We start from the raw sequence: 22,722 nt of genomic DNA, 5'->3' as shown, positions 1-22,722 counted from the left end.
CGGATTACTTCAATTTTTTTAAGACTTCTAATAGCTCAGCTTCGTTTCCGGGCGTATATCCCGTGTGAGCATATACTTGGTTTCCGTTCTTGTCATAGACAAATACCTGCGGCGTGAAGATAACATTCATGGCACGCTTGAAATCCTGGTTCGGGTCGAAGATTAAGGTGAAGTCCTCCCAACCGCGTCCTGTGGACTGAGCCTTGGCACGTGCCAGAGAGCGGGAGTCGTCGATAGAAACTGCCACCATGCGGAAGTCTACTTCGCTCAACCAGTCCTCCAGTGCTTCACTGATGGCATCCAGTTCTTTCATGCAGGGCTTGCAGGTAGTCGACCAGAAAGAGATGATAAAAGGAGTCTTCCCGTTAATCAGGTCTTTCGTATCAAAGGAGTTACCCTTCAAATCCTGCACCTTCACGCTGGGGAAATTCTGAGCCTGAGCTGCACTGAGGCTTACCAAGGCAAAAAGAATAAATATAAGTTTCTTCATAATCATATTGAATTAAAATTTTTTCTTGTTTTTGAGTACAATGGAACCTTTCAGTTCGCGGCTTTCGCCTATCTTCTTGAACAGTACCGGCTGGTCTTTCACCAAAGAGCGTGTACGAGTGAGTGTAGGCCATGTGCCCATGAGGATATGATAAGCCGTAACGTTCACTAAAGGATCCATATCTACATTTCCCCAGTCGCCGTATACAGAGCGACTTTCGTCCAGTTCAAAGTCCGGTCTGAAACCATCGGCATAGTCTTTGCTGCCTTTGGCGTTCAGATTGTAGAAAGTGATGGGTGAGAACTCATACACCCAGCCGTCGAAGTTGTACAGATTGGCATATTCCTCGGCCGAAGAGTTGATGGCCTCCATACCTACATTCTTGCCGTTGGTGGTGGTACCTACCGTGATTACTTCTATACCGTCCAAACCGCGCAAACCGTTGATGACCAACTCGCTGGCAGAAGCTGTGTTGTTGGTGGTCAATACATAGATGCGCTTCATGTTGACCGCAACATCCAGTGCTTGTTCAATCAGTGGATACTCTACCATGGAAGGATTCTCTCCGATATAGAAATAGCCAGCCTCGCCTTTCTTGGTGCGTTCTTCATTAAACTGCATATGGCTGTAGACCTGTCCTTTATAGGCGGAACCTACAATGGCTGTGGCTAAAGTGGCACTTGAATATACGTAACCTCCGTTGTTGTAGCGCAAATCGATAATCAGGTCTGTCAGGCCGATTTCCTTGAACTTGCTGAAGGTGTTCAGAATCTCCTGGTCATGGTTGAGGTCAAACACAGAGTAGGCGAAGTAGCCTATTTTGCGTGTCCGGTCGGGGCTGGTGAACACGTCTGCATAGAGAATGGGGTTGGCATCGTAGGTGGCTGGATATAGAGTGACGTTATTGGCGGTCTCGCTGATGGTATAGGAATTTTCTCCCACCTGTTGGAAGCTTCTTACTTCCAGAGAGATGGAGGAACTTCCAATGTAGCCCAACAGCATATAGAAAGCCTCGTTAATGTTGGCATCTGTCAAGTTCTGTCCGTTCACTTTGGTTATTAGGCTGGCACGTTTCACGCCTGCACGGTCGGCGGGAGAACCTTTATAGACATAGTTTACTATCAGGTAGAGCAAGCCGTAAGTTTGGTCATAGACACCAGCCTGGCAAAGTCCTACTCCGTAGTCGGTGGCATCGCCTGGAGCACGTGTGCGCACTTGTTGCCCTGTAATGTTGGAGTAGTAGATGCGTCCTTCGCTGGTGTTGTAGCCATCGTCTACGTTGGTGCGCATGCTTCCCAAAGCGTTTGTCAGCCATTCATCCGGCTGTTGACCGTAATTCAGTTTGTCTTGCACTTTTTTGAATTCGTCGTTCCACAGATAGTTGGCTGCCATATAGTCTGCCATCCAATAATTCACATCCAGGCCGTCTCCTTTTACTCTCGTCTGGGTCACCGAACAGAGAATCCTCTGTTCGTAACCTTCCACGTTCAGCAGTAGGTAAGCGGTGCGAGTACGTCCTGTTGTGTTGGTTTCGGCTTCCAGTACCACGACAGCACCGCCTTTCTGACCGGATGTCTGTGAAATGGAGAGCCACTCTTCAGTCGCCTCTAGTGTCCAGTTTCCCGGTGTCACGAAAGTCACGTTGTCGCTTCCGCCAAGGTTGCTGAGGGTCATGGCTTCGGTAGAGGTGCTGAAGTCTGTGTCGTCCAGGCTGGCCAATGTCGTAATATCCTCCTCGCAGGAAGACAACACCGTCAGGCAACCTAGGAAAAATAGTTTGAATAAGTTCTTATATTTCATGATTTTTGTTTTTACTAAGGATTTAACGATTCCAAACAAACTCGATAGTTTCCGTGAAGATGCCGCTGCCGTCCGTGTAGGAGAGAAGATAAATCTCACCTTCAGAGAACCGGTCACAAACCATTGGGCAAAAGATGGTATAGGCATTTCCTACATTAGTGAATACTTTCGTGACATCTTCCACATCCTTCCAGTATATATAAAGGTTACCGAGGCCGTTTGCTGCATCCTGATAGCCCATAGCCTGAAGTTCAGGAAGTTCAACTGCATTGAATTTATCGTCCACATAGAACTGGATGCTGGCACCCTCTGTCGGGCAGTACTCAGGTTCCATAATGAAGTAAGGACTGTACAGACGGTACAAATTGTTGCTTCCGTTTTCTGTGACCCCTTCACGCTTTTGCACGGGAACTTCTATTGGCTGCGTGTTACCCACCCAAGCGGATGTGACGAGTGCCGTGCCTGCATCTATCCAGTTGTAGTCGCGCATCACTTTAAAAGTCAGTGAAGGTGCGCCGTAGGTAAAGACCTCACCCTTGGCGATGGTCACTGTAAATTGATGAACTTCGCCCAATGTGATATCGAAAGTCACTTGGAGGTTCTTTACTGACTCTCCAGCTTCAAACTTCAGGGTGGTAGGAACATTGAAGGCATAGTCGGGGTCGGTCACATCGAAGTGAACGGTTGCCGCACTTTCGTGGTTTTCGCGGTAGATGGGGATATTTAGCACTTGCTCGTCTGTCGGTTTGTAAGTGTATGAAGTTTGCATCTCCTGATTGATGTAAGCCTGAACTCCGATGCCGAAAGCTTCTCCGGGTACATGGTTCTCGCTCACATCGCAGGCAACCAACGACAGGGTTGCAATTGCCAAAGCCAATATATAATTGATATGTTTCATATTTTGTCTCATTTTCTTCTTTGTTATTCTTCTACGTCTGCAACCGCAACCGGTTTTGTGGGTGTCGGGTTATTGTCGTCAGATGATATTTGTACATTCTGTTCTTCCTCCGACTGGGGAATGCGGTAGATAAGTACATCGTCACCTGCCGGAATGTTATAAATGATTTCGGGATTAATGTAGCCGCCTCCACGTCTGTCCATGTTCTTGCCCAAGCGGAGTATGTCGAAGTAGGACATGCCTTCGCCCCACAGCTCTATACGGCGTTGGCGATAGACTTCATCTTGGAAAGTTTGGGCAGTGCCGGCAGTACATTCGTAGTTGGCATCCCGGTAATTCTGGATGAATTCCTGTAGGAATTGGCGTCCTTCCGCTAGTCTTCCGCTCATGCCCAAACATTCGGCTTTGATGAGATACATTTCTTCCACACGCATCAGTGGGATGTCGCTGGCATTCAGTGAAGTTCCCACTTCATTGTTGTAAGGCGCAAACTTCACGGATGTATAGGGCGGAAAACCTTTTTGTGCCATGTAGGCAGCCTGTGTGGTATTCAGATTTATAGAAAGCCGATTTTCGTCCAGCCACCAGCCTCTTCGCACATCCGATTTGTTGATGCTGTTGAACAGCTTTTTGTTGACCATGCGGTAAGCGTCGTGCTGTGTATATCCCTCACCGATAAAGGTACAGATATGCGAAGGGAAGTTTGAGATAATCGTATTTACTACATCATCCGTTGTTGCCGTGACAATTCCCCACATCCAGGCGTGGTCTGTTGAAGAGATGAAGGAGGGTATTGCCGCTTCCTCTCTATAATAGGGCGCTCCTGCTCCGGCAATGGCTACCTCTGCGTCACTTAGTGCATCTGTCCATCTTTGCATGGTCAGGAATACGCGTGCTCTCAGTCCGTGTACGGTTGCTTCATCTACAAAGCGTTTGTCCATTCTGTGCGTCGTATTGTTTTCCAGCAAGTTCAGTGCTTGGCCTAAGTCTGAAAGGATTTGGGCATAAACATCTTCAACGGAAGAGCGGGGGACACCCTCGTAGGCAATCTTCTCATCATTGGCTTCAGTCACAATGGGAACGCATGGAAAACTTTCATGCCCTACGTAAGTTTGCTGATAGATTTGTGCCAATACCCAATAGTCAAATGCGCGTGTTGCGTATGCCTGAGCCTGATAAAAGCGAGTGGTCGGAGTTGTACTTTCTCCGTTGGGGACTTGCTTTAGCAACTGGTTGCAAATGTAAATCTGGTTGTAGAGCGTACTCCAGAAGAAGCGGTTGAACCGATGGTCATAAGATATGTCATCAAAGGACAACGGCTCCAAGAACCAGTTGTATAGGTTGGTGGTACTTACCATATCGTAGCCACGCGTATCCATGGAAATCATCATTCCCGGATAGCCGAAGTCGAAGTCACCGTCGAAAATGGCGTTGTTACGATAAAAAGCGGCCATAATGCTGTTGGCTGCCGCAGTCATTGCTTTGTCTGGCTGTTCCTCATTCACGTCATTTTTCTGGTCTTCGGTGATGATTGCCCCTTCAGGATAAGTGTCCAGGTCAGTACAAGCACTGAACAATCCGGCTGTCAAAGTTACTATGTATATATATTTTTTCATGTCTGATGGATTTTTGATTTATTAGAATGTCAAGTTCAGTCCGCCGGAAATGGTACGAATGGGCGAATAAGTGCTTGAGGTAGTCATCGTATAGCTTTGACGGGGGTCTAATCCACGTCGTGCTGTAATCATGGCCACGTTGTCTGCCACGCAGAATAAGCGCAGGCGCTCTATGCCAAACTTTGTCAGCAATTGCTTGGGCAATGTATATCCCATCGTGATGTTGTTTATATTCAGGAAATCGGAACTTATCAGGAAACGGGTAGAAGTACCATTGGTATAGAGGTCCTGAGTATCCACACGCGGAACGTTGGTCACCGTGTTGTTTTCTGTCCACGATTTCAATATGTCTTCATGCCAATTGGTTCCGGCTGTATTGCTCATACCTCCGTGCATCAGTTGCTGATAGCCTGAATCGTAAATGGTTCCTCCCAATTGATAGGAGAAGGAAATGGAAACATCTAAACCTCTGTAGGACAAGCTTGAACCAAAACCGCCGTAAACTTTCGGCATCAGGTTTACAGTGGGCTTACGATTGGTGCTGACTGCAGTCTGCCAGTCTATTGTAGCATATTCTTTTCCCGTATTGTCTTTGGCCAAAAAAAGGGCTTGCCCTTCTTTCGGGTCTACGCCGACATATTCCACCAGGTAGAGACTGTACATGGAAGATCCTTCCTTCAAGATAAAGTTTCCGCTCAGCAACTGACCGTTGAGGTCTTTGTGCAGTTTCAATATTTTGTTATTGATAAAGGAAGCATTGGCAGAGACATCCCATGTGAGTCCGTTCTTCTCTATCAGATTATATTTCAATTCTATCTCAACTCCGGAATTGCGCATGGAACCCACGTTCATGGGAATGGAACCGTAGCCGGCACTGGGCGACACGGGTTTGTTGTAGAGCATATCTTTTGTTTGGCGTGAAAAGTATTCGACCGTACCGTTCAATTTGTTCCTGAACAAGGCAAAGTCAAAACCGATGTTGAAAGCATTGGTCGTTTCCCATGTAATGTTCGGGTTGCCTTTGTAGGAAAGCAGTCCGTCGGAGAAGGAACCATTGCTGCCCTGCATGGCATATTGGTTGACATAAGCATATTCGTTACCGATATTGTCATTTCCTTGTTGACCGAAGGAGGCTTTCAGTTTCAGCATGTCAATCCACTTTACGTCTTGCATGAATTCCTCTTTCGACATCATCCAGGCACCACTGAAAGACCAGAAGTTACCCCAGCGGTGGTCGGGATGGAAGCGTGAAGAACCGTCACGACGGAAGGAAGCGCTGGCATAATAAATCTCGTCGTAATTATAGTTCATGCGCGAGAGGTAGCCCACGGTGGCGTAGGTGTTTGCCGTACCGTTTCCACGGCTGCTGTCGATGGTATTGTCTATAATCGGAATGTTGGGGTTGTACATATTCTGTCCGTAGGCAGACAAACTTTTTTCCTTGAAAGTGTAGCCATCGTATCCAACTAGCACCTCCAAGTTGTGGATGGCGTTGATCGTGGTATTATAGGTTGCTGTGTATTGCTGGTCCAGACCTGCTTGTCGCAATGTGGCCTGATATACATAGCCGCCTACTGATGCGTATTGTCCGTAAAAAGAATTGATGGAACGGGTGTTTTGGGTGTTGTCGACATTCAGACCATAGCGAGCGGTAATCGTCAGGCCCTCCATCGGAGTCAGTGTAGCGTACCAGTTTGCAGAGAAAATATCTGCTTTATAGAATTCTGTATTGTAAAGCAAATCACCTACAGGATTGGCTATAGAAGAGAAGCTTCGGCTGAAGTTAGTGCTTCTGCCGTCGCCGTAATCATAAATTACGCTTCCGTGGTTGTTCTGCTTCAAAGAGCCATCTGCGTTGCGTACATACATCGGGTAGACGGGGGCGATCATGTTTGCCAGCATGAAGGCATTGTTACTCGAAGAGGCAGAGGTCTGTCCGTTCGGGTAGTTGTTGTCATTGTAGGCATAGCTGAGGTTGGCTCCCATTTTCAGGTACTTGTTCAACTCATAGTCGCCACGCATACGCAAGGTGTATCGTTTGAGTCCTGAATTGTCAATCAGACCCAGATCATCTAAATAGCCCATAGACAGATAGTAGCTCAGCTTCTCTCCAGCTCCGGATACATTCAGGTTGTATTCCTGACGGAGGTTGGACTGATAGGTTTCGTCTCTCCAATTGTCGGGCGTATAATAATAGGTGCCATCTGAATATCCCAAAGTTGCATTCGGGTTTAGCTTTCCGTTAGTTCCCACTACCTGTTGTCCGTTGGGAACGGTATATATCCGGTAACCCAGACCGCCAGACTCTGCTGTCGGCAGAATCTTGTTCGCTATCAGGTTCGCTTCATCTCTGTCATATTTTAGATTCAGATGATAGCCGTGATAGATGGCCTCATAAGCTTTCTCTGTGTAGAGGGCCGGGCTTTGGATGACGTCGTAGTTGGGCAATGCATTGGTGTTGATACCCAGCTTCATGTCAAAGTTCACTTGTGCTTTTCCTGATTTTCCTTTCTTTGTAGTGACGATAATGACACCGTTGGCTGCGCGCGAACCGTATAGTGCTGCCGCTGCTGCATCCTTCAGCACGGTCATGGATTCCACGTCGGTCATGTTCAAGGAGGAGATGTCTCCATCGAATGGAATGCCGTCTACTACATATAATGGATCGGAACCGGCATTGATAGAACCTACTCCACGGATGCGTACTTTGGCTGCAGTTCCCGGAGCACCTTCCGAACTCAACGTCTGTACACCGGAAATTTCACCGGACAGGGCATTGGTAAGGTTTGACACTTGCCTTTTCTCCAAAGCATCTTTCTTGATGACGGCGGCCGAACCAGTGAAGGATGACTTCTTGGCTGCACCGTAGGCAATAACCATCACCTCGTCAAGCATCTCATTATCATTTTCCATGATAATTTTCAGTTTTCCATTGGTCTTGAATGTGATATCCTGCGTTTTCATGCCCACAAAGGAAATACGCAGGGTACCGTTTCTGACAGGTAGATTATCCAGTTCAAAGTGTCCGTTAAGGTCTGTAACCGCACCGATGGTAGAGCCCAGCAGCATGACAGATGCACCGATGACTGTCTCTCCCTGATCGTCAATTACGATTCCCGACACTTTCCCCTCTTCCTGACGAACCGGAGCGGCGGGCTTCTGTACGATGGTGTAGATGCCGTTCTTCACTTGATAAGTTAAAGACGTGCCGGACAGCAAGGTGTCTAATATCTCAGTGATATCTTTCTGCTGAAATGACTTGGTCGGGCATTTTATTTTTGCCGCTACATCGGTGTTGTATACCAATTGGATGTTGCTTTTCTTCATAATTTGCAAAAAAGCCTGGTCCAATGTACCTTGTTCAATACGCAGTGTTGTCTTTTGGGCAGATACCTCTGTTGGGAACATCAGAACACTCCCAATAAGCAATGCTATCAGAAGGAACCGTACAATTCCTCTACTGATTCTCTGCCGGAAATCGATTGTCTTACATTGTTTACTATTCATCTTATAACTATTTGGTAATGATTATTTTATTGTTATCTATGCAGAATTTGATGCCAGTGGTGCGTTCGTAACTATTCAGCAAAATGCGCACGTCCTCGTGGCGATACAGGCGTCCGGTAAGGCGGATGTTGCGGATATCGTCTGATGTGAAAACAGGGGTGAAATTGTACCAGCGGGAGAGGGAGAGCATGATATCTTCCAGCCGTTGTCCGTTGAATACGAACATGTGGTCGATCCATGCGGTGTATTGTGACACATCCACTGTCTCGATTCTGGTATTTCCGGTGTCTTCATTGTAAACCATCCGTTGTGACGGTTGCAACTTCACCTCTTTCCCTTCCGTTGGTTGGAAGCCGATGCTGCCTTCCACCAATACGGCTGATAAGGGCGTTTCTGTATAGCCGGTCACGTTGAAGCGGGTTCCGTATACGCGAATACTTCCTCGGTCTGTAGTCACGATGAACGGATAAGTTTTGTCCTTGGCAACGTCGAAGAAAGCTTCTCCTTTGAGGTATATGTGGCGCTCTGTTCCTTCAAATGCCTCAGGGAAGCGAAGCTCTGTCTTGGAGTTCAACCACACCTTTGTCCCATCTGCTAAGTGGAAAGTATATTCACCTCCCAAAGGGACAGTCAGGGTGTTGTAGGCTACCTGCTTTTTGGGTTTTTCCGTGGCGGCTTGTGCCTGAATACCGATGGAATCCAGTAATTGGCCTATTTTATCTGGCGTTTTCTCTGTGATGCCTATCTCGCGGCCATCGGTCAGTGTTAAAGTCGCTTCAACTTTTCCTGGTACGATGGCGGGAGCTTCTGCTATCTGCTTGACAGGCTGAATTTCTTTGTTTTCCGGAGTCAGCAATGATATGGTCAGGAATATCAGTGCAGTGGCTGCCACACCGCTCAACCAGATGGCTGCATTCTGATATATCAACTTGTGGCGTGTCTGCCTTTGCTGCTTGAGGAACCGGTCGGACATCTTCTGCCCGTAGTCCGCCTGCTCTAACTCTATCAGTCGGGAAGCCAATTTCATAGTTTTAACTTCCTCGTAAGTGGCGCGGTTCTTCTTGGAGGCTTGCAACCATGCGCTCAGGCGTGCTTCTTCTTTTTCCGTCAGCTTTTGCTTTAATACTTTAGCAGCAATCAGGCGGGAAACATCTGTATATGATTCCATTTTATTTATATTATTACACTTTTATTAAGTAGACTTGAATAATCTGTTATTGGTATGACACGAGGTGCCGTTTTTAACATTTAGAAAGTGAAAAAAGAAAGGTCATCGGATAAAAACAAGAACTAAAAGTAGCAGGAAGTCCTCTTTCGAGAGTAATGCTGAAAGGCGTTTGATGGCTCTGTATTTTACGGTTTTCACAGAGTTGACTGTCAGTTGGAGTGCATCGGCTATTTCCTGCATGCTTTTCCCGTCGATGGTCATCTCTATGACCTGCTGGCTCTGCGGGGAGAGCTTTTGTATGGCTTGTGCTATCAGGTTGGCACTTTCCGCCTCAATGAGGTGCTGCATGAAGGTCTCATCGGAAGAAATATCCAGATGCTCCGGATTCCTTTCGCTCTTTTCGCTTTGGAAAAAGTAGGCCCATTTATCCAGAATGGTGTTGCGAAGGATGGAATAGAAATAATTGTGTATGGATGTCACCTTACCAATGCTTTTGCGGCGAGTCCACAGCTTGATGTAAGCCTCCTGCAGGAAGTCGTCAATCAGACAGGAATCGTCCACATAGCGGCTGGCAAACACATGGAACAGGGCGGCATTGGTCTTGATGAAACATTGCATGCAAGTCTCGTCCCATGTGGAAATGTCTAAAGGTAATTCGCTATATGTCATTTTCATTCTCTCTGGATGCTTCGGCAATGATAGTCGGCAGTCAAGTGGTTCACTATAGTTTGAATAAAAATCTTTCTGACAAATCACTTCCTGATGTCGTCTCGAAAGGTAACATAATGGGCGTGATGGAGCGGATAAGATATGCTTTTTTGTCTTTATAGTGCTATCCAGTTTGCAAATATACGGCATATTTTTGATGAAACAATACACGGTGTTTCTTTTTTGCTGCATAATTGGCTACGGGTGTGTGAATGCTGATTTTGACGTGTTGCCGTTTGTATATGGCAGTTTGAATTGAATTATTGAACTTTTTTCTCTAATATTTTGTAGTCGAATAGATTATTTATATCTTTGCAACCGCAATGGATGAAAGGTGGAGGGGCAATTAAGCTCCTTTTTTTGTTCTTATATAGTTAATCAATGGTAGAAAAGAAAACTGTTTGTCAGATTGTTGACGAGTGGCTGGACGGAAAAGAGTACTTTCTGGTGGAAGTAGCTATCAGCCCGGACGACAAGATTGTGGTGGAAATTGACCACAAAGAAGGGGTTTGGATTGAAGATTGTGTGGAGTTGAGCCGATACATCGAATCCAAGTTGAACCGAGAGGATGAGGATTATGAGTTGGAGGTAGGTTCTGCCGGTATCGGACAGCCATTTAAAGTGTTGCAACAGTACACCAACCACATCGGAAAAGAAGTGGAAGTGCTGAAAAAAGATGGACGCAAGTTGTGCGGCGTGCTGAAGGCGGCCGATGAACAGCATTTCACTGTAACTGTAGAGAAGAAAGTGAAACCCGAAGGAGCCAAGCGCCCCCAGCTGGTGCAGGAAGACGAAATGCTTGCGTATGATGAAATAAAATATACTAAATACTTAATCAGTTTTAAATAAGACTATGGCCAAGAAAGTAGAAACTATCAGCCTGATAGATACATTTTCGGAATTTAAGGAACTGAAAAATATCGATAGAACCACCATGGTGAGCGTGCTCGAAGAGTCGTTCCGTAGTGTGATCGCGAAGATGTTCGGCACCGATGAGAATTACGACGTAATTGTGAACCCGGACAAGGGCGACTTCGAAATATGGCGCAACCGTGAAGTAGTGGCGGATGAAGACCTGGAAAATCCGAACTTGCAGATTGCATTATCGGAAGCACAGAAAATAGATGCTTCTTATGAAGTGGGCGAGGAAGTGACGGATGAAGTAATCTTCGCGAACTTCGGACGACGTGCCATCCTGAACCTGCGTCAGACGTTGGCCTCTAAAATTTTGGAACTGGAAAAAGACAGTATCTATAATAAATATATTGATAAGGTGGGTAATATCATCAATGCGGAAGTATACCAGATATGGAAGAAGGAAATGCTGCTGCTCGACGATGAAGGAAACGAATTGCTGCTGCCCAAGACGGAACAGATTCCGAGCGATTTCTATCGCAAGGGAGAAACGGCGCGTGCCGTGGTGGCCCGTGTGGACAACAAGAATAACAATCCGAAGATTATCCTTTCCCGTACATCGCCTGTATTCCTGCAGCGTCTGTTCGAGATGGAAGTGCCCGAAATCAATGACGGACTGATTACCATTAAGAAGATTGCCCGTATCCCCGGTGAGCGTGCCAAGATTGCCGTTGAGTCGTACGACGACCGTATCGACCCGGTAGGTGCCTGCGTAGGTGTAAAGGGTAGCCGTATTCATGGCATTGTTCGTGAGTTGCGCAACGAGAATATTGACGTAATCAACTATACGTCCAATATCCAGTTGTTTATTCAGCGTGCCCTCAGCCCCGCGAAGATATCTTCTATTCGTCTGAATGAAGAAGAACGTAAGGCAGAAGTATTTCTGAGGCCTGAAGAGGTTTCGCTGGCTATTGGTAAAGGCGGTTTGAATATCAAACTTGCCAGTATGTTGACCGAGTACACCATTGACGTATTCCGTGAGTTGGATCAGGCTGTTGAGGATGAAGATATCTATCTGGATGAGTTCAGAGACGAAATCGACGGTTGGGTGATTGATGCCATCAAGTCGATTGGTATCGATACTGCGAAGGCCGTGCTGAACGCTCCGCGCGAGTTGTTGATTGAAAAGACCGACTTGGAAGAAGAAACGGTGGACGAGGTATTACGCATTTTAAGTTCGGAGTTTGAAGAAGGCGAACCTGAATTGGATCCGGCACCTGAGGTTATGCCTGAGACAGAGCCCGAGGTTGCCCCTGAGTCAGAGCCCGAGGCAGAATAAAAAGTGTCTGTCGACATCTGTTTCTGTTTGCACTAACTTCTTTCTCCACATTATTCATTAATTTTTTAGTATGACGATAAGGTTAAATAAAGTAACAAGAGATTTGAATGTAGGAATTTCAACGGTCGTTGAGTTCTTGCAGAAGAAAGGATTTGCCGTTGAGGCAAACCCCAACACAAAAATTAACGAGGAGCAATATGCCTTGCTCGTGAAAGAGTTCAGTACAGATAAGAATCTTAGACTTGAATCGGAACGTTTCATTCAGGAACGGCAGAATAAAGACCGTAACAAAGTATCGGTATCTATCGATGGTTACGAGGCTGAGACTACGGAGAAACCGAAAGTTGAAGAAATAAAGACTGTTGTCCCCGAAGATGCACGTCCGAAGTTTAAACCTGTCGGAAAAATAGACTTGGATAAACTGAACCGGAAACCGGTAGTAGAAAAAGTGGAAGAAAAGAAAGTGGAAACATCTGCGCCTGTGGTAAAGGAAGAACCTAAACCGCAGCCCAAACCGGAACCGAAGCCTGAGTTCAGACCGGAACCGAAACCGGAACCCAGACCGGAATTGAAGCCCGAACCGAAGCCGGCTCCGGCTCCCGAACCGGCTCCTGTGGTGAAAGAAGAACCGAAGCCAGCAGTCATTGCAGAAAAACCTGCACCTAAACCCGCTCCGGTAGTAGCGAAAGAAGTAGTGAAAAAAGAAACACCTGCTCCCGTGACACCTGTCCGGGAAGAGGCGAAACCTGCCGTGGCAGAAGAAGCGCCTGCAAAGAGTGGTGAAGCCGAAATCTTCACAATTCACAAGCCGGAGTTTGTTTCTAAGATTAATATCATCGGTCAGATTGATCTGGCGACATTGAACCAGTCTACACGCCCTAAGAAGAAATCCAAAGAGGAGAAACGTAAGGAGCGCGAAGAGAAGGAGAAGATTCGTCAGGATCAGAAGAAGTTGATGAAAGAGGCGATCATCAAAGAAATCCGCCGCGAAGACACCAAAGCGAAGGATGGCAAGGAGAAAGATGCCGATGCCAACGCCAACAAGAAGAAACGTCTCCGCATTAATAATAATAAGGAGAAGGTGGATATCAACAATGCATCCAACTTCCAGCGTGGAGGTGACAACCGTGGTGGTGGAGGTAAAGGACCTCATGCCGGCGGTGGTCAGCAAGGTGCCGGTGGTGGTAATAATCACCAAGGAGGCAACAAGAATAATCGTAACAACAATAACAGGGACCGTTTCAAGAAACCGGTCATCAAGCAGGAGGTTAGCGAGGAAGACGTAGCTAAGCAGGTAAAAGAAACTTTGGCACGCCTCACTTCCAAAGGTAAGAGCAAGACTTCCAAATACCGTAAGGACAAGCGCGATATAGCGAACAGCCGTATGCAGGAGCAGGAAGACCGCGAAATGGCGGACAGCAGAGTGCTGAAGATAACGGAATTCGTGACTGCCAACGAGTTGGCAAGCATGATGGATGTTTCCGTGACGCAGGTCATCGCTACTTGTATGAGTATCGGTATCATGGTGTCTATCAACCAGCGTCTGGATGCTGAAACCATCAATCTGGTGGCGGAAGAGTTCGGATACAAGACTGAATATGTCAGTGCGGAAGTGGCGCAGGCCATCGTAGAGGAGGAGGATTCTGAAGACGATCTGGAACCGCGCGCGCCGATTGTTACCGTCATGGGTCACGTAGACCACGGTAAGACATCATTGCTCGACTATATCCGTAAGGCCAACGTTATTGCCGGTGAAGCCGGTGGTATCACGCAGCACATCGGTGCTTACAACGTGAAACTGGAAGACGGACGTGAGATTACGTTCCTCGATACTCCGGGTCATGAGGCGTTTACCGCTATGCGTGCCCGTGGTGCGAAGGTGACGGACGTGGTTATCATTATTGTCGCTGCCGATGATAACGTGATGCCGCAAACGAAGGAGGCTATCAACCATGCTATGGCTGCCGGTGTACCTATCGTATTCGCAATTAACAAGATTGATAAACCGACTGCCAACGCCGACAAGATTAAGGAGGAACTGGCAAGTATGAACTATCTCGTTGAAGAATGGGGCGGCAAATATCAATCGCAAGATATCTCGGCCAAGAAAGGCTTGGGTGTGAAAGAACTGTTGGAGAAAGTATTGCTGGAAGCAGAAATGCTTGATCTGAAAGCAAACCCGAACCGTAAGGCAACAGGTTCCATTATCGAGTCTTCATTGGATAAGGGACGTGGTTACGTAGCTACCATGCTGGTATCAAACGGTACACTTCAGGTGGGAGACATCGTACTGGCAGGTACAGCGTATGGTAAGGTAAAAGCTATGTTCAACGAACGTAACCAGCGCCTGAAAGAGGCCGGACCGTCTGAACCGGTACTGATTCTGGGATTGAACGGTGCACCTGCTGCAGGTGATACGTTCCACGTAATCGATACGGAACAGGAAGCACGTGAAATCGCTAACAAGCGTGAACAGTTGCAACGTGAACAAGGTCTGCGTACTCAGAAGATGCTTACTTTGGATGAAGTTGGCCGTCGTCTGGCACTGGGTGACTTCCATGAACTGAATGTTATCGTTAAAGGTGACGTGGACGGTTCTGTTGAGGCGTTGAGCGATTCACTGATCAAGCTGTCTACAGAGCAGGTACAGGTAAATGTAATCCACAAAGGCGTTGGAGCTATCTCCGAATCCGATGTTTCATTGGCTGCCGCTTCGGATGCTATCATTATCGGCTTCCAGGTACGTCCGTCGAATGCCGCTGCAAAGATGGCAGAGAACGAAGGTGTGGATATCCGCAAGTACTCAGTGATTTACGACGCTATCGAAGAGGTGAAGGCAGCTATGGAAGGTATGTTGGCACCGACGGTGAAGGAGCAGGTAACTGCAACTATCGAGGTGCGCGAGGTGTTCAATATCACCAAGGTAGGTCTCGTAGCCGGTGCGGTAGTGAAGACCGGAAAGGTGAAACGCAGCGACAAGGCCCGTTTGATCCGCGACGGTATCGTAATCTTTACCGGTTCTATCAATGCTTTGAAACGTTTCAAGGACGACGTGAAGGAAGTAGGTACCAACTTCGAGTGCGGTATCAGCCTGACGAACTGCAACGATATCAAGGTAGGCGATATGATCGAATCTTACGAAGAAATAGAAGTAAAACAGACTTTATAAGATGATAAGATGGTAAGATAATAGAATGATAAGATAATATATGTGCCAATGTGCCAATTGCCCTGCGGCATCGTTTATACGCAGTCAATTGGCACATTGTTGTATCAACTATTATCATTCTATCATCTTGCCATCCTATCATCCTATCATCTTATTATATATGACGATAATAGATATCATCCTATTAGTAGTGATTGGCGCGGGAGCGGTCATCGGTTTTATAAAAGGCTTCATCAAGCAATTGGCATCTATCCTCGGATTGATTGTCGGATTGCTGGCTGCAAAAGCGCTGTATATGTCGGTGGCGGAGAGAGTCTTTTCTAAGATAACGGACTCCATGACGTTTGCACAGATATTGGCGTTTGTCGTAATCTGGATAGTGGTTCCGTTGTTGTTCCTGCTGGTAGCGGCTTTGCTGACGAAGGCGATGGAAGCAGTCTCGCTTGGTTGGCTGAATCGATGGCTGGGTGCCGGACTGGGCGCGTTGAAGTTTCTGCTGCTGGTGAGTCTGCTTATCTGTGTTGTCGAGTTTATCGACTCGGATAATACGATGATTGATAGAACAATGAAGGAGGAATCCGTGTTATATTATCCTATAGAGTCGTTCGCGGGAATGTTTTTCCCGGCTGCAAAAGAAGTTACAGAACAATATATACTTAATACATAATGCAACCCGAAGAACCCAATAAATATGTAAAGGAACTAACGCAGGAGAAGTACAAGTACGGCTTCACCACCGACGTACATACGGAAGTCATTGAGCGTGGGCTGAATGAAGATGTTGTACGGCTGATCTCTGCGAAGAAGAACGAGCCGGAATGGCTGTTGGAGTTCCGTCTGAAAGCATATCGTCACTGGTTGACGATGGAGATGCCAACATGGGCACATCTCCGTATTCCTGAGATAGATTATCAGGCTATTTCCTACTATGCCGATCCGTTGGCGAAGAAGAAAGATGCGCCTAAGAGCATGGACGAAGTAGACCCAGAGTTGATAAAAACCTTCAATAAGCTGGGCATCCCCCTGGAAGAACAGATGGCGTTGAGTGGCATGGCAGTGGATGCCGTGATGGACTCCGTATCTGTGAAAACTACGTTTAAGGAAACGTTGATGGAGAAAGGAATTATTTTCTGTTCTATCAGTGAAGCCGTACGTGAGCATCCGGATTTGGTGCAGAAGTATCTTGGTTCCGTAGTGGGATACCGTGATAACTTCTTTGCCGCACTGAACTCAGCGGTATTCTCCGACGGTTCGTTTGTATATATCCCGAAAGGAGTACGCTGCCCGATGGAGTTATCCACGTATTTCCGTATCAATGCGCGTAATACAGGGCAGTTTGAGCGGACGCTGATTGTGGCGGAGGATGATTCGTATGTTTCCTATCTGGAAGGTTGTACGGCTCCGATGCGCGATGAGAACCAGTTGCACGCTGCTATTGTGGAAATTGTGATACACGAGCGTGCGGAGGTGAAGTACAGTACCGTACAGAACTGGTATCCGGGTGATGCCGAAGGTAAAGGCGGTGTTTATAACTTTGTTACGAAACGTGGTAACTGCAAAGGTGCGAACAGTAAACTTTCTTGGACACAGGTGGAGACAGGATCGGCTATTACGTGGAAATACCCTTCCTGCATTCTGACTGGAGATAACTCTTCGGCTGAATTCTACAGTGTGGCGGTGACGAACAACTACCAACAGGCGGATACGGGTACGAAGATGATTCATCTGGGTAAGAATACCAGCAGTACCATTGTCAGCAAAGGTATCTCTGCCGGACATAGTGAGAACTCTTACCGTGGTCTGGTGCGTGTAGCTCAAAAGGCGGATAATGCGCGTAACTATAGTCAGTGCGATTCTCTGTTGCTGGGTGATAAATGTGGTGCGCATACCTTCCCATATATGGATATCCATAATGAGACGGCGGTTGTGGAGCATGAGGCGACTACCAGCAAGATCAATGAAGACCAGATCTTCTATTGCAACCAGCGTGGTATTTCTACGGAGGATGCAGTAGGGCTGATTGTGAACGGTTATGCTAAGGAAGTGCTTAATAAGCTGCCTATGGAGTTTGCGGTAGAGGCTCAGAAGTTGTTGGCTATTTCGCTGGAAGGCAGCGTGGGGTGATCTACTATTAGACGATTTATTATTTACTATTTTGCTGCACAATCGGCAGATGAATGGTAGATAAGTAAAAGGTCGGTAGTAATAGTGAATAGTGGAGAAGTGACATTAAATAGTAAATTGTAAATAGTCAAATAGTAAATATAAAGATGTTAGAGATAAAAGACCTGCATGCCAGTGTAAATGGCAAAGAGATATTGAAAGGCATCAACCTGTCGGTAAAAGCAGGTGAGGTGCATGCTATTATGGGACCGAACGGTTCCGGAAAGAGTACTCTTTCGGCTGTATTGGTAGGTAATCCTGCCTTTGAGGTGACGAAGGGAAGCGTGACTTTCTGCGGTAAGAACCTGTTGGACTTTTCACCGGAAGACCGTAGTCACGAGGGTATCTTCCTCAGCTTCCAGTATCCGGTAGAAATTCCGGGTGTGAGTATGGTTAACTTTATGCGTGCAGCGGTGAATGAGCAACGTAAATATAATCATTTGCCTGCTCTCAGTGCAAGCGAGTTCCTGAAGTTGATGCGTGAAAAGCGTGCCATTGTGGAACTGGACAATAAACTGGCTAACCGTTCGGTGAATGAAGGTTTCTCCGGTGGAGAGAAGAAGCGGAATGAAATCTTCCAGATGGCGATGCTGGAACCGAAATTAAGTATTCTGGATGAAACGGATTCCGGGCTGGATATCGATGCTTTGCGTATCGTAGCCGAAGGTGTGAACAAGTTGAAAACACCGGAGAACAGTACCATTGTCATCACCCACTACCAACGCTTACTGGATTATATCAAACCTGACGTTGTACATGTGCTTTACAAAGGGCGTATCGTGAAGACTGCGGGACCGGAATTGGCTCTGGAACTGGAAGAGAAGGGGTATGACTGGATTAAGAAGGAGTTAGGAGAGTAATTAATTTTTTAGACGCGGATAACGCGGATGACGCGGATTTATTATTTAGGATATTATGAATTTAACACAAGCGGATAAGACTTAATGCTATAATCAGTGCCTTTTATGATGTATATAATGAACTTGGATATGGGTTTATAGAAAATGTATATCAGAATGCATTATATAGAGAGTTATTAAGACGAAATATTCCTTGTGTTGCACATCCGAAAATAAATGTTTATTATAAAGAAGAGATAGTTGGTTATTATGAAGCTGATATTATTGTATATAATTCAGTTATTTTAGAATTGAAAGCCGTTAATCAATTATCAAAAGAACATGAGTTGCAATTAGTCAATTATCTGAAAGCAACAGATATAGAAGTTGGATTATTATTAAACTTTGGACCAAAGCCGGAAATTAGTCGGAAGGTTTTTTCTCATTATTATAGAGAATGTTTACAGGAAAATAAGAAATCCGCGTCATCCGCGTTATCCGCGTCTAAAAAATGAAATATAAATGTAATATGAATGCAGAACAACAATACATAGACCTTTTCTCCCAGACGGAAGCTATGATATGCCAGCATAGTGCCGAGGCAATGAATGCGCCCCGTGCCACTGCGTTTGCCGACTTTGAACGGCTTGGCTTTCCTACCCGTAAACAGGAGAAATATAAATATACCGATGTCAGCAAGTTCTTTGAACCTGACTATGGGTTGAACCTGAACCGTCTGGATATTCCGGTAAATCCCTATGAAGTATTCAAATGTGATGTACCCAATATGAGTACCTCTCTGTACTTTGTAGTGAACGATGCTTTTTACAATAAAGCGCTACCTGCTTCACATCTGCCCGAAGGAGTAATCTTCGGTAGTTTGAAGGAGATGGCGGCGAAGCATCCGGAATTGGTAAAGAAGTATTATGGCAAGCTGGCAGATACTTCAAAAGACGGAGTGACAGCATTCAACACCGCTTTTGCACAAGACGGCGTGCTGTTGTATATACCTAAGAACGTCGCTTTGGAACGTCCCATTCAGTTGGTAAACATCCTGCGTGGTGACGTGAACTTCCTGGTGAACCGCCGGGTATTGATTGTATTGGAAGATGGCGCACAGGCGCGTATGCTGGTGTGTGATCATGCTATGGATGCCGTGAATTTCCTGGCAACCCAGGTGATAGAAGTATTCGTAGGTGAGAATGCTGTCTTTGACCTTTACGAACTGGAAGAAACGCATACAAGTACCGTACGTATCAGCAATATGTATGTGAAGCAGGAAGCCAACAGCAATGTATTGCTGAATGGCATGACCTTGCATAACGGCACTTCCCGCAACACCACCGAAGTATTGCTGGCAGGTGAAGGTGCCGAAATCAACCTTTGCGGTATGGCCATTGCAGATAAGAATCAGCATGTAGACAACAATACAAGTATCGACCATGCCGTACCTAACTGCACGAGCAATGAACTTTTCAAGTATGTGCTCGATGATCAGTCAGTCGGTGCATTTGCCGGTTTGGTATTAGTGCGCCCGGATGCGCAACATACCAATTCGCAACAAACGAACCGGAACCTTTGCGCTACCCGCGAGGCGCGTATGTATACGCAACCGCAACTGGAAATTTATGCCGATGATGTAAAGTGTAGTCATGGTGCTACCGTTGGTCAGTTGGACGAAAATGCACTCTTCTATATGCGCCAGCGCGGTATTCCGGCACGTGAAGCCCGTTTATTGCTGATGTTCGCCTTCGTGAACGAAGTAATCGATACCATCCGTCTGGATGCATTGAAAGATCGCTTACATCTCTTGGTAGAGAAACGTTTCCGTGGTGAACTGAATAAGTGCCAGGGCTGTGCGATATGCAAGTGAGAATATATTAATACCTAAACAACATGTATGATATTCAAAAGATAAGAGCCGATTTTCCGATACTATCCCGTGAAGTGTACGGCAAACCATTGGTCTATTTGGATAATGGGGCAACGACACAGAAGCCACGTTGTGTAGTGGATGCCATAACGGATGAATATTATTCTGTCAATGCCAATGTGCATCGTGGCGTACACTTTCTGTCGCAACAGGCAACGGAACTGCACGAGGCAAGCCGAGAGACAGTGCGAAAGTTTATCAATGCAGGTTCTATAAATGAAATCGTATTTACACGGGGAACTACGGAAAGCATCAATCTGTTAGCCTCCAGCTTCGGCGAAGCATTCCTGCATCCGGGTGATGAAGTGATTGTTTCCGTAATGGAACATCATAGTAACATTGTTCCCTGGCAACTGCTGGCTGAACGGAAATGCATCAATCTGAAAGTTATTCCGATGAACGATCGCGGCGAACTTCTGATAGATGAATACGAGAAGCTTTTCACTGACCGAACGAAGATTGTGAGCGTAGTACATGTGTCCAATGTTTTGGGTACGGTCAATCCTATCAAGGAAATGATTAAGATTGCCCATAATCATGATGTACCTTTCCTGGTAGATGCGGCACAATCCATTCCTCACATGGCAGTGGACGTGAAAGATCTGGACGCTGATTTCCTTGTATTCTCCGGTCATAAAGTGTATGGGCCTACCGGTGTGGGCGTGCTTTATGGTAAGGAAGAATGGCTGAATAAGTTACCTCCTTATCAAGGCGGCGGTGAGATGATAAAGCATGTATCTTTTGAACATACCACTTTCAACGAACTGCCGTTTAAGTTCGAAGCCGGTACTCCTGACTATATCGGTACTACGGGACTGGCGAAAGCTCTCGATTATGTTTCTGCCATTGGCATGGATAAGATTGCCGCTTATGAGCATGAATTGACGGAATATGCCACACAGCGATTGAAAACAATCCCTGGTATGCGCATCTTTGGTGAAGCTGCTGAGAAAGGGAGTGTCATCTCTTTCCTTGTGGGTGATATTCATCACTTCGATATGGGCACATTGCTCGATCGTCTCGGTATTGCCGTACGTACAGGCCACCATTGCGCCCAACCGCTGATGCAACGCCTCGGCATAGAAGGAACAGTGCGTGCTTCCTTTGGAATCTATAATACAAAAGAAGAAATCGATGTTTTGGTGGCAGGTATCGAACGTGTCAGCAAGATGTTCTAGTTAGTGATTAGGGGTTATCACTAACCTCTAATCACTAATCTTCGTTTCCGCCAGCTTCTTCTGCCACTTATCCCGTGCCAGCTTCTGCATATCCGTTACGGAGTCTTTTTCATCCACAATCTCAAAACCTAAGGCTGTTTCGATAATATCCTCCATTGTGACAATTCCCCAGAAGCAGCCATATTCATCAATCAAGATTGAAATATGCTCTTTCTTTTCAAGCATCTGTTCCCAAACCGTGGAAACAGGACTATTTTCCGGGAAGGAAAGGATAGGGCGGGCCACATCCTTCAGACACATATCGAATCTGTCTTCTGCTAACTTTTCGAGTACAGTCTGCCGCAACACATATCCTGTGATATAATCTTCGCTATCATTATAAATTGGAATACGAGAGTAAAACTTATACTTTCCATCCTGATAGAACTCTTTCAGAGACATACTTTCGGGAGCTGTTGCCACTACAGTACGAGGAGTCATAATGGATTGTGATTTTACTTTATCCAGTTTAATGAGGTTTTGTATCATCTTGTTTTCTTTCACCTGGAAAACTCCTTCTTCTACCCCGATGGAAATCATAGCCGAAACCTCTTCGCGGCTTACGGATAATTCTTGTTTGCCAGAAGAAAACAGACGGGTAATCAGCTCGGACAACCACACCAGGGGATAACAGATAATAATAAGGAAATTAATGATACGGGCTGATGGAAGTGCCAGTGTACGCCAGTAGCAGGCGCCTATCGTTTTAGGAATGATCTCTGAGAGAACGAGGATTAAAATAGTCAGTATGGCGGAGATTACACCGAAGTAAGCTTCTCCGAATATCTTTACTGCTTCGGCACCTACACCTGCAGCACCCACGGTGTGGGCAATGGTGTTCAAGGATAATATGGCAGCAATAGGCCGGTCGATGTCTTGTTTGAACTTCTTTAATAAAATAGCGCTTTTCCCGTGTGTTTTCTCTTTGGTGGAGATGTACGACATTGGGGTAGATAATAAAACTGCTTCCAGGATGGAGCATAAAAATGATAATGATAATGCAATGGTTAAATATAATAA

Annotated in this window: 17 protein-coding genes; 9 read left to right on the top strand and 8 right to left on the bottom strand. The window is 46.2% G+C overall.

Annotated features, from left to right (window positions below):
• Positions 1–4: 4 nt before the first annotated feature.
• The 7 genes from BN161_RS09440 to BN161_RS09410 form a co-directional block, all read right to left on the bottom strand.
• On the bottom strand, positions 5–490 hold the full coding sequence (locus BN161_RS09440) for a TlpA family protein disulfide reductase (protein WP_044265306.1): 486 nt from the start codon (positions 488–490) through the stop codon (positions 5–7).
• 12 nt (positions 491–502) lie between these two features.
• Positions 503–2,290: a S41 family peptidase gene (locus tag BN161_RS09435; RefSeq protein ID WP_044265273.1), complete on the bottom strand. Its 1,788-nt coding sequence runs from the start codon at positions 2,288–2,290 to the stop codon at positions 503–505.
• 22 nt (positions 2,291–2,312) lie between these two features.
• Entirely contained in the window at positions 2,313–3,188 is an 876-nt protein-coding gene (locus BN161_RS29775; RefSeq protein ID WP_052356220.1) for a hypothetical protein, read from the bottom strand.
• Between the two features lie 23 nt (positions 3,189–3,211).
• The gene (locus tag BN161_RS09425) at positions 3,212–4,804 is read right to left on the bottom strand and encodes a RagB/SusD family nutrient uptake outer membrane protein (RefSeq protein WP_044265270.1); all 1,593 of its coding nucleotides are present in this window, start codon (positions 4,802–4,804) and stop codon (positions 3,212–3,214) included.
• Between the two features lie 21 nt (positions 4,805–4,825).
• Positions 4,826–8,311 (bottom strand): TonB-dependent receptor, encoded by a 3,486-nt coding sequence (locus BN161_RS09420; protein ID WP_244436458.1) that lies wholly within the window; start codon positions 8,309–8,311, stop codon positions 4,826–4,828.
• A gap of 7 nt (positions 8,312–8,318) precedes the next feature.
• The gene (locus BN161_RS28030) at positions 8,319–9,479 is read right to left on the bottom strand and encodes a FecR family protein (RefSeq protein WP_052356219.1); all 1,161 of its coding nucleotides are present in this window, start codon (positions 9,477–9,479) and stop codon (positions 8,319–8,321) included.
• Between the two features lie 102 nt (positions 9,480–9,581).
• Positions 9,582–10,154 (bottom strand): RNA polymerase sigma factor, encoded by a 573-nt coding sequence (locus BN161_RS09410; RefSeq protein WP_044265268.1) that lies wholly within the window; start codon positions 10,152–10,154, stop codon positions 9,582–9,584.
• Positions 10,155–10,568: 414 nt separating this feature from the next.
• Here BN161_RS09410 and rimP point away from each other — a divergent pair, with 414 nt between their 5' ends.
• The 9 genes from rimP to BN161_RS09370 all read left to right on the top strand — a co-directional run bounded on the left by rimP (position 10,569) and on the right by BN161_RS09370 (position 21,663).
• Positions 10,569–11,036 carry a ribosome assembly cofactor RimP gene (gene rimP / locus BN161_RS09405; RefSeq protein ID WP_044265267.1) on the top strand — a complete coding sequence of 156 codons (468 nt, stop codon included), beginning with the start codon at positions 10,569–10,571 and terminating at the stop codon, positions 11,034–11,036.
• Between the two features lie 4 nt (positions 11,037–11,040).
• Positions 11,041–12,381, top strand: coding sequence for a transcription termination factor NusA (gene nusA / locus BN161_RS09400; RefSeq protein WP_044265265.1), 1,341 nt, complete (start codon positions 11,041–11,043; stop codon positions 12,379–12,381).
• 70 nt (positions 12,382–12,451) lie between these two features.
• Positions 12,452–15,550, top strand: coding sequence for a translation initiation factor IF-2 (infB, locus tag BN161_RS09395; protein WP_044265262.1), 3,099 nt, complete (start codon positions 12,452–12,454; stop codon positions 15,548–15,550).
• A 160-nt stretch (positions 15,551–15,710) separates the two neighbouring features.
• Positions 15,711–16,217, top strand: coding sequence for a CvpA family protein (locus BN161_RS09390; protein ID WP_044265260.1), 507 nt, complete (start codon positions 15,711–15,713; stop codon positions 16,215–16,217).
• Positions 16,217–17,674, top strand: coding sequence for a Fe-S cluster assembly protein SufB (sufB, locus tag BN161_RS09385; RefSeq protein ID WP_044265258.1), 1,458 nt, complete (start codon positions 16,217–16,219; stop codon positions 17,672–17,674). Before BN161_RS09390 ends, sufB begins: the two co-directional genes overlap by 1 nt.
• A 146-nt stretch (positions 17,675–17,820) precedes the next feature.
• On the top strand, positions 17,821–18,573 hold the full coding sequence (gene sufC / locus BN161_RS09380) for a Fe-S cluster assembly ATPase SufC (protein WP_007210912.1): 753 nt from the start codon (positions 17,821–17,823) through the stop codon (positions 18,571–18,573).
• Between the two features lie 74 nt (positions 18,574–18,647).
• Positions 18,648–19,067: a GxxExxY protein gene (locus BN161_RS28560; protein ID WP_074435110.1), complete on the top strand. Its 420-nt coding sequence runs from the start codon at positions 18,648–18,650 to the stop codon at positions 19,065–19,067.
• 14 nt (positions 19,068–19,081) lie between these two features.
• Complete coding sequence (sufD, locus tag BN161_RS09375) at positions 19,082–20,425, top strand: Fe-S cluster assembly protein SufD (protein WP_044265298.1); 1,344 nt, start codon at positions 19,082–19,084, stop codon at positions 20,423–20,425.
• 23 nt (positions 20,426–20,448) lie between these two features.
• Entirely contained in the window at positions 20,449–21,663 is a 1,215-nt protein-coding gene (locus BN161_RS09370) for an aminotransferase class V-fold PLP-dependent enzyme (RefSeq protein ID WP_044265256.1), read from the top strand.
• 27 nt (positions 21,664–21,690) lie between these two features.
• Here the strand turns inward: BN161_RS09370 and BN161_RS09365 are convergent.
• A partial coding sequence (locus BN161_RS09365) for a CNNM domain-containing protein (protein ID WP_074435112.1) occupies positions 21,691–22,722 on the bottom strand: 1,032 nt, incomplete at its 5' end.

Source organism: Bacteroides timonensis (assembly GCF_000513195.1).
In the GTDB taxonomy this organism is placed as follows: domain Bacteria; phylum Bacteroidota; class Bacteroidia; order Bacteroidales; family Bacteroidaceae; genus Bacteroides; species Bacteroides timonensis.
This window is presented reverse-complemented; position numbering and strand designations above follow the sequence as displayed.

What these genes read in the sequence shown, in the direction of transcription:
- BN161_RS09440 (WP_044265306.1), bottom strand. Translation starts at nt 490, where the DNA reads ATGAAGAAACTTATATTTATTCTTTTTGCCTTGGTAAGCCTCAGTGCA.
- BN161_RS09435 (WP_044265273.1), bottom strand. Translation starts at nt 2,290, where the DNA reads ATGAAATATAAGAACTTATTCAAACTATTTTTCCTAGGTTGCCTGACG.
- BN161_RS29775 (WP_052356220.1), bottom strand. Translation starts at nt 3,188, where the DNA reads ATGAAACATATCAATTATATATTGGCTTTGGCAATTGCAACCCTGTCG.
- BN161_RS09425 (WP_044265270.1), bottom strand. Translation starts at nt 4,804, where the DNA reads ATGAAAAAATATATATACATAGTAACTTTGACAGCCGGATTGTTCAGT.
- BN161_RS09420 (WP_244436458.1), bottom strand. Translation starts at nt 8,311, where the DNA reads ATGAATAGTAAACAATGTAAGACAATCGATTTCCGGCAGAGAATCAGT.
- BN161_RS28030 (WP_052356219.1), bottom strand. Translation starts at nt 9,479, where the DNA reads ATGGAATCATATACAGATGTTTCCCGCCTGATTGCTGCTAAAGTATTA.
- BN161_RS09410 (WP_044265268.1), bottom strand. Translation starts at nt 10,154, where the DNA reads ATGAAAATGACATATAGCGAATTACCTTTAGACATTTCCACATGGGAC.
- rimP (WP_044265267.1), top strand. Translation starts at nt 10,569, where the DNA reads ATGGTAGAAAAGAAAACTGTTTGTCAGATTGTTGACGAGTGGCTGGAC.
- nusA (WP_044265265.1), top strand. Translation starts at nt 11,041, where the DNA reads ATGGCCAAGAAAGTAGAAACTATCAGCCTGATAGATACATTTTCGGAA.
- infB (WP_044265262.1), top strand. Translation starts at nt 12,452, where the DNA reads ATGACGATAAGGTTAAATAAAGTAACAAGAGATTTGAATGTAGGAATT.
- BN161_RS09390 (WP_044265260.1), top strand. Translation starts at nt 15,711, where the DNA reads ATGACGATAATAGATATCATCCTATTAGTAGTGATTGGCGCGGGAGCG.
- sufB (WP_044265258.1), top strand. Translation starts at nt 16,217, where the DNA reads ATGCAACCCGAAGAACCCAATAAATATGTAAAGGAACTAACGCAGGAG.
- sufC (WP_007210912.1), top strand. Translation starts at nt 17,821, where the DNA reads ATGTTAGAGATAAAAGACCTGCATGCCAGTGTAAATGGCAAAGAGATA.
- sufD (WP_044265298.1), top strand. Translation starts at nt 19,082, where the DNA reads ATGAATGCAGAACAACAATACATAGACCTTTTCTCCCAGACGGAAGCT.
- BN161_RS09370 (WP_044265256.1), top strand. Translation starts at nt 20,449, where the DNA reads ATGTATGATATTCAAAAGATAAGAGCCGATTTTCCGATACTATCCCGT.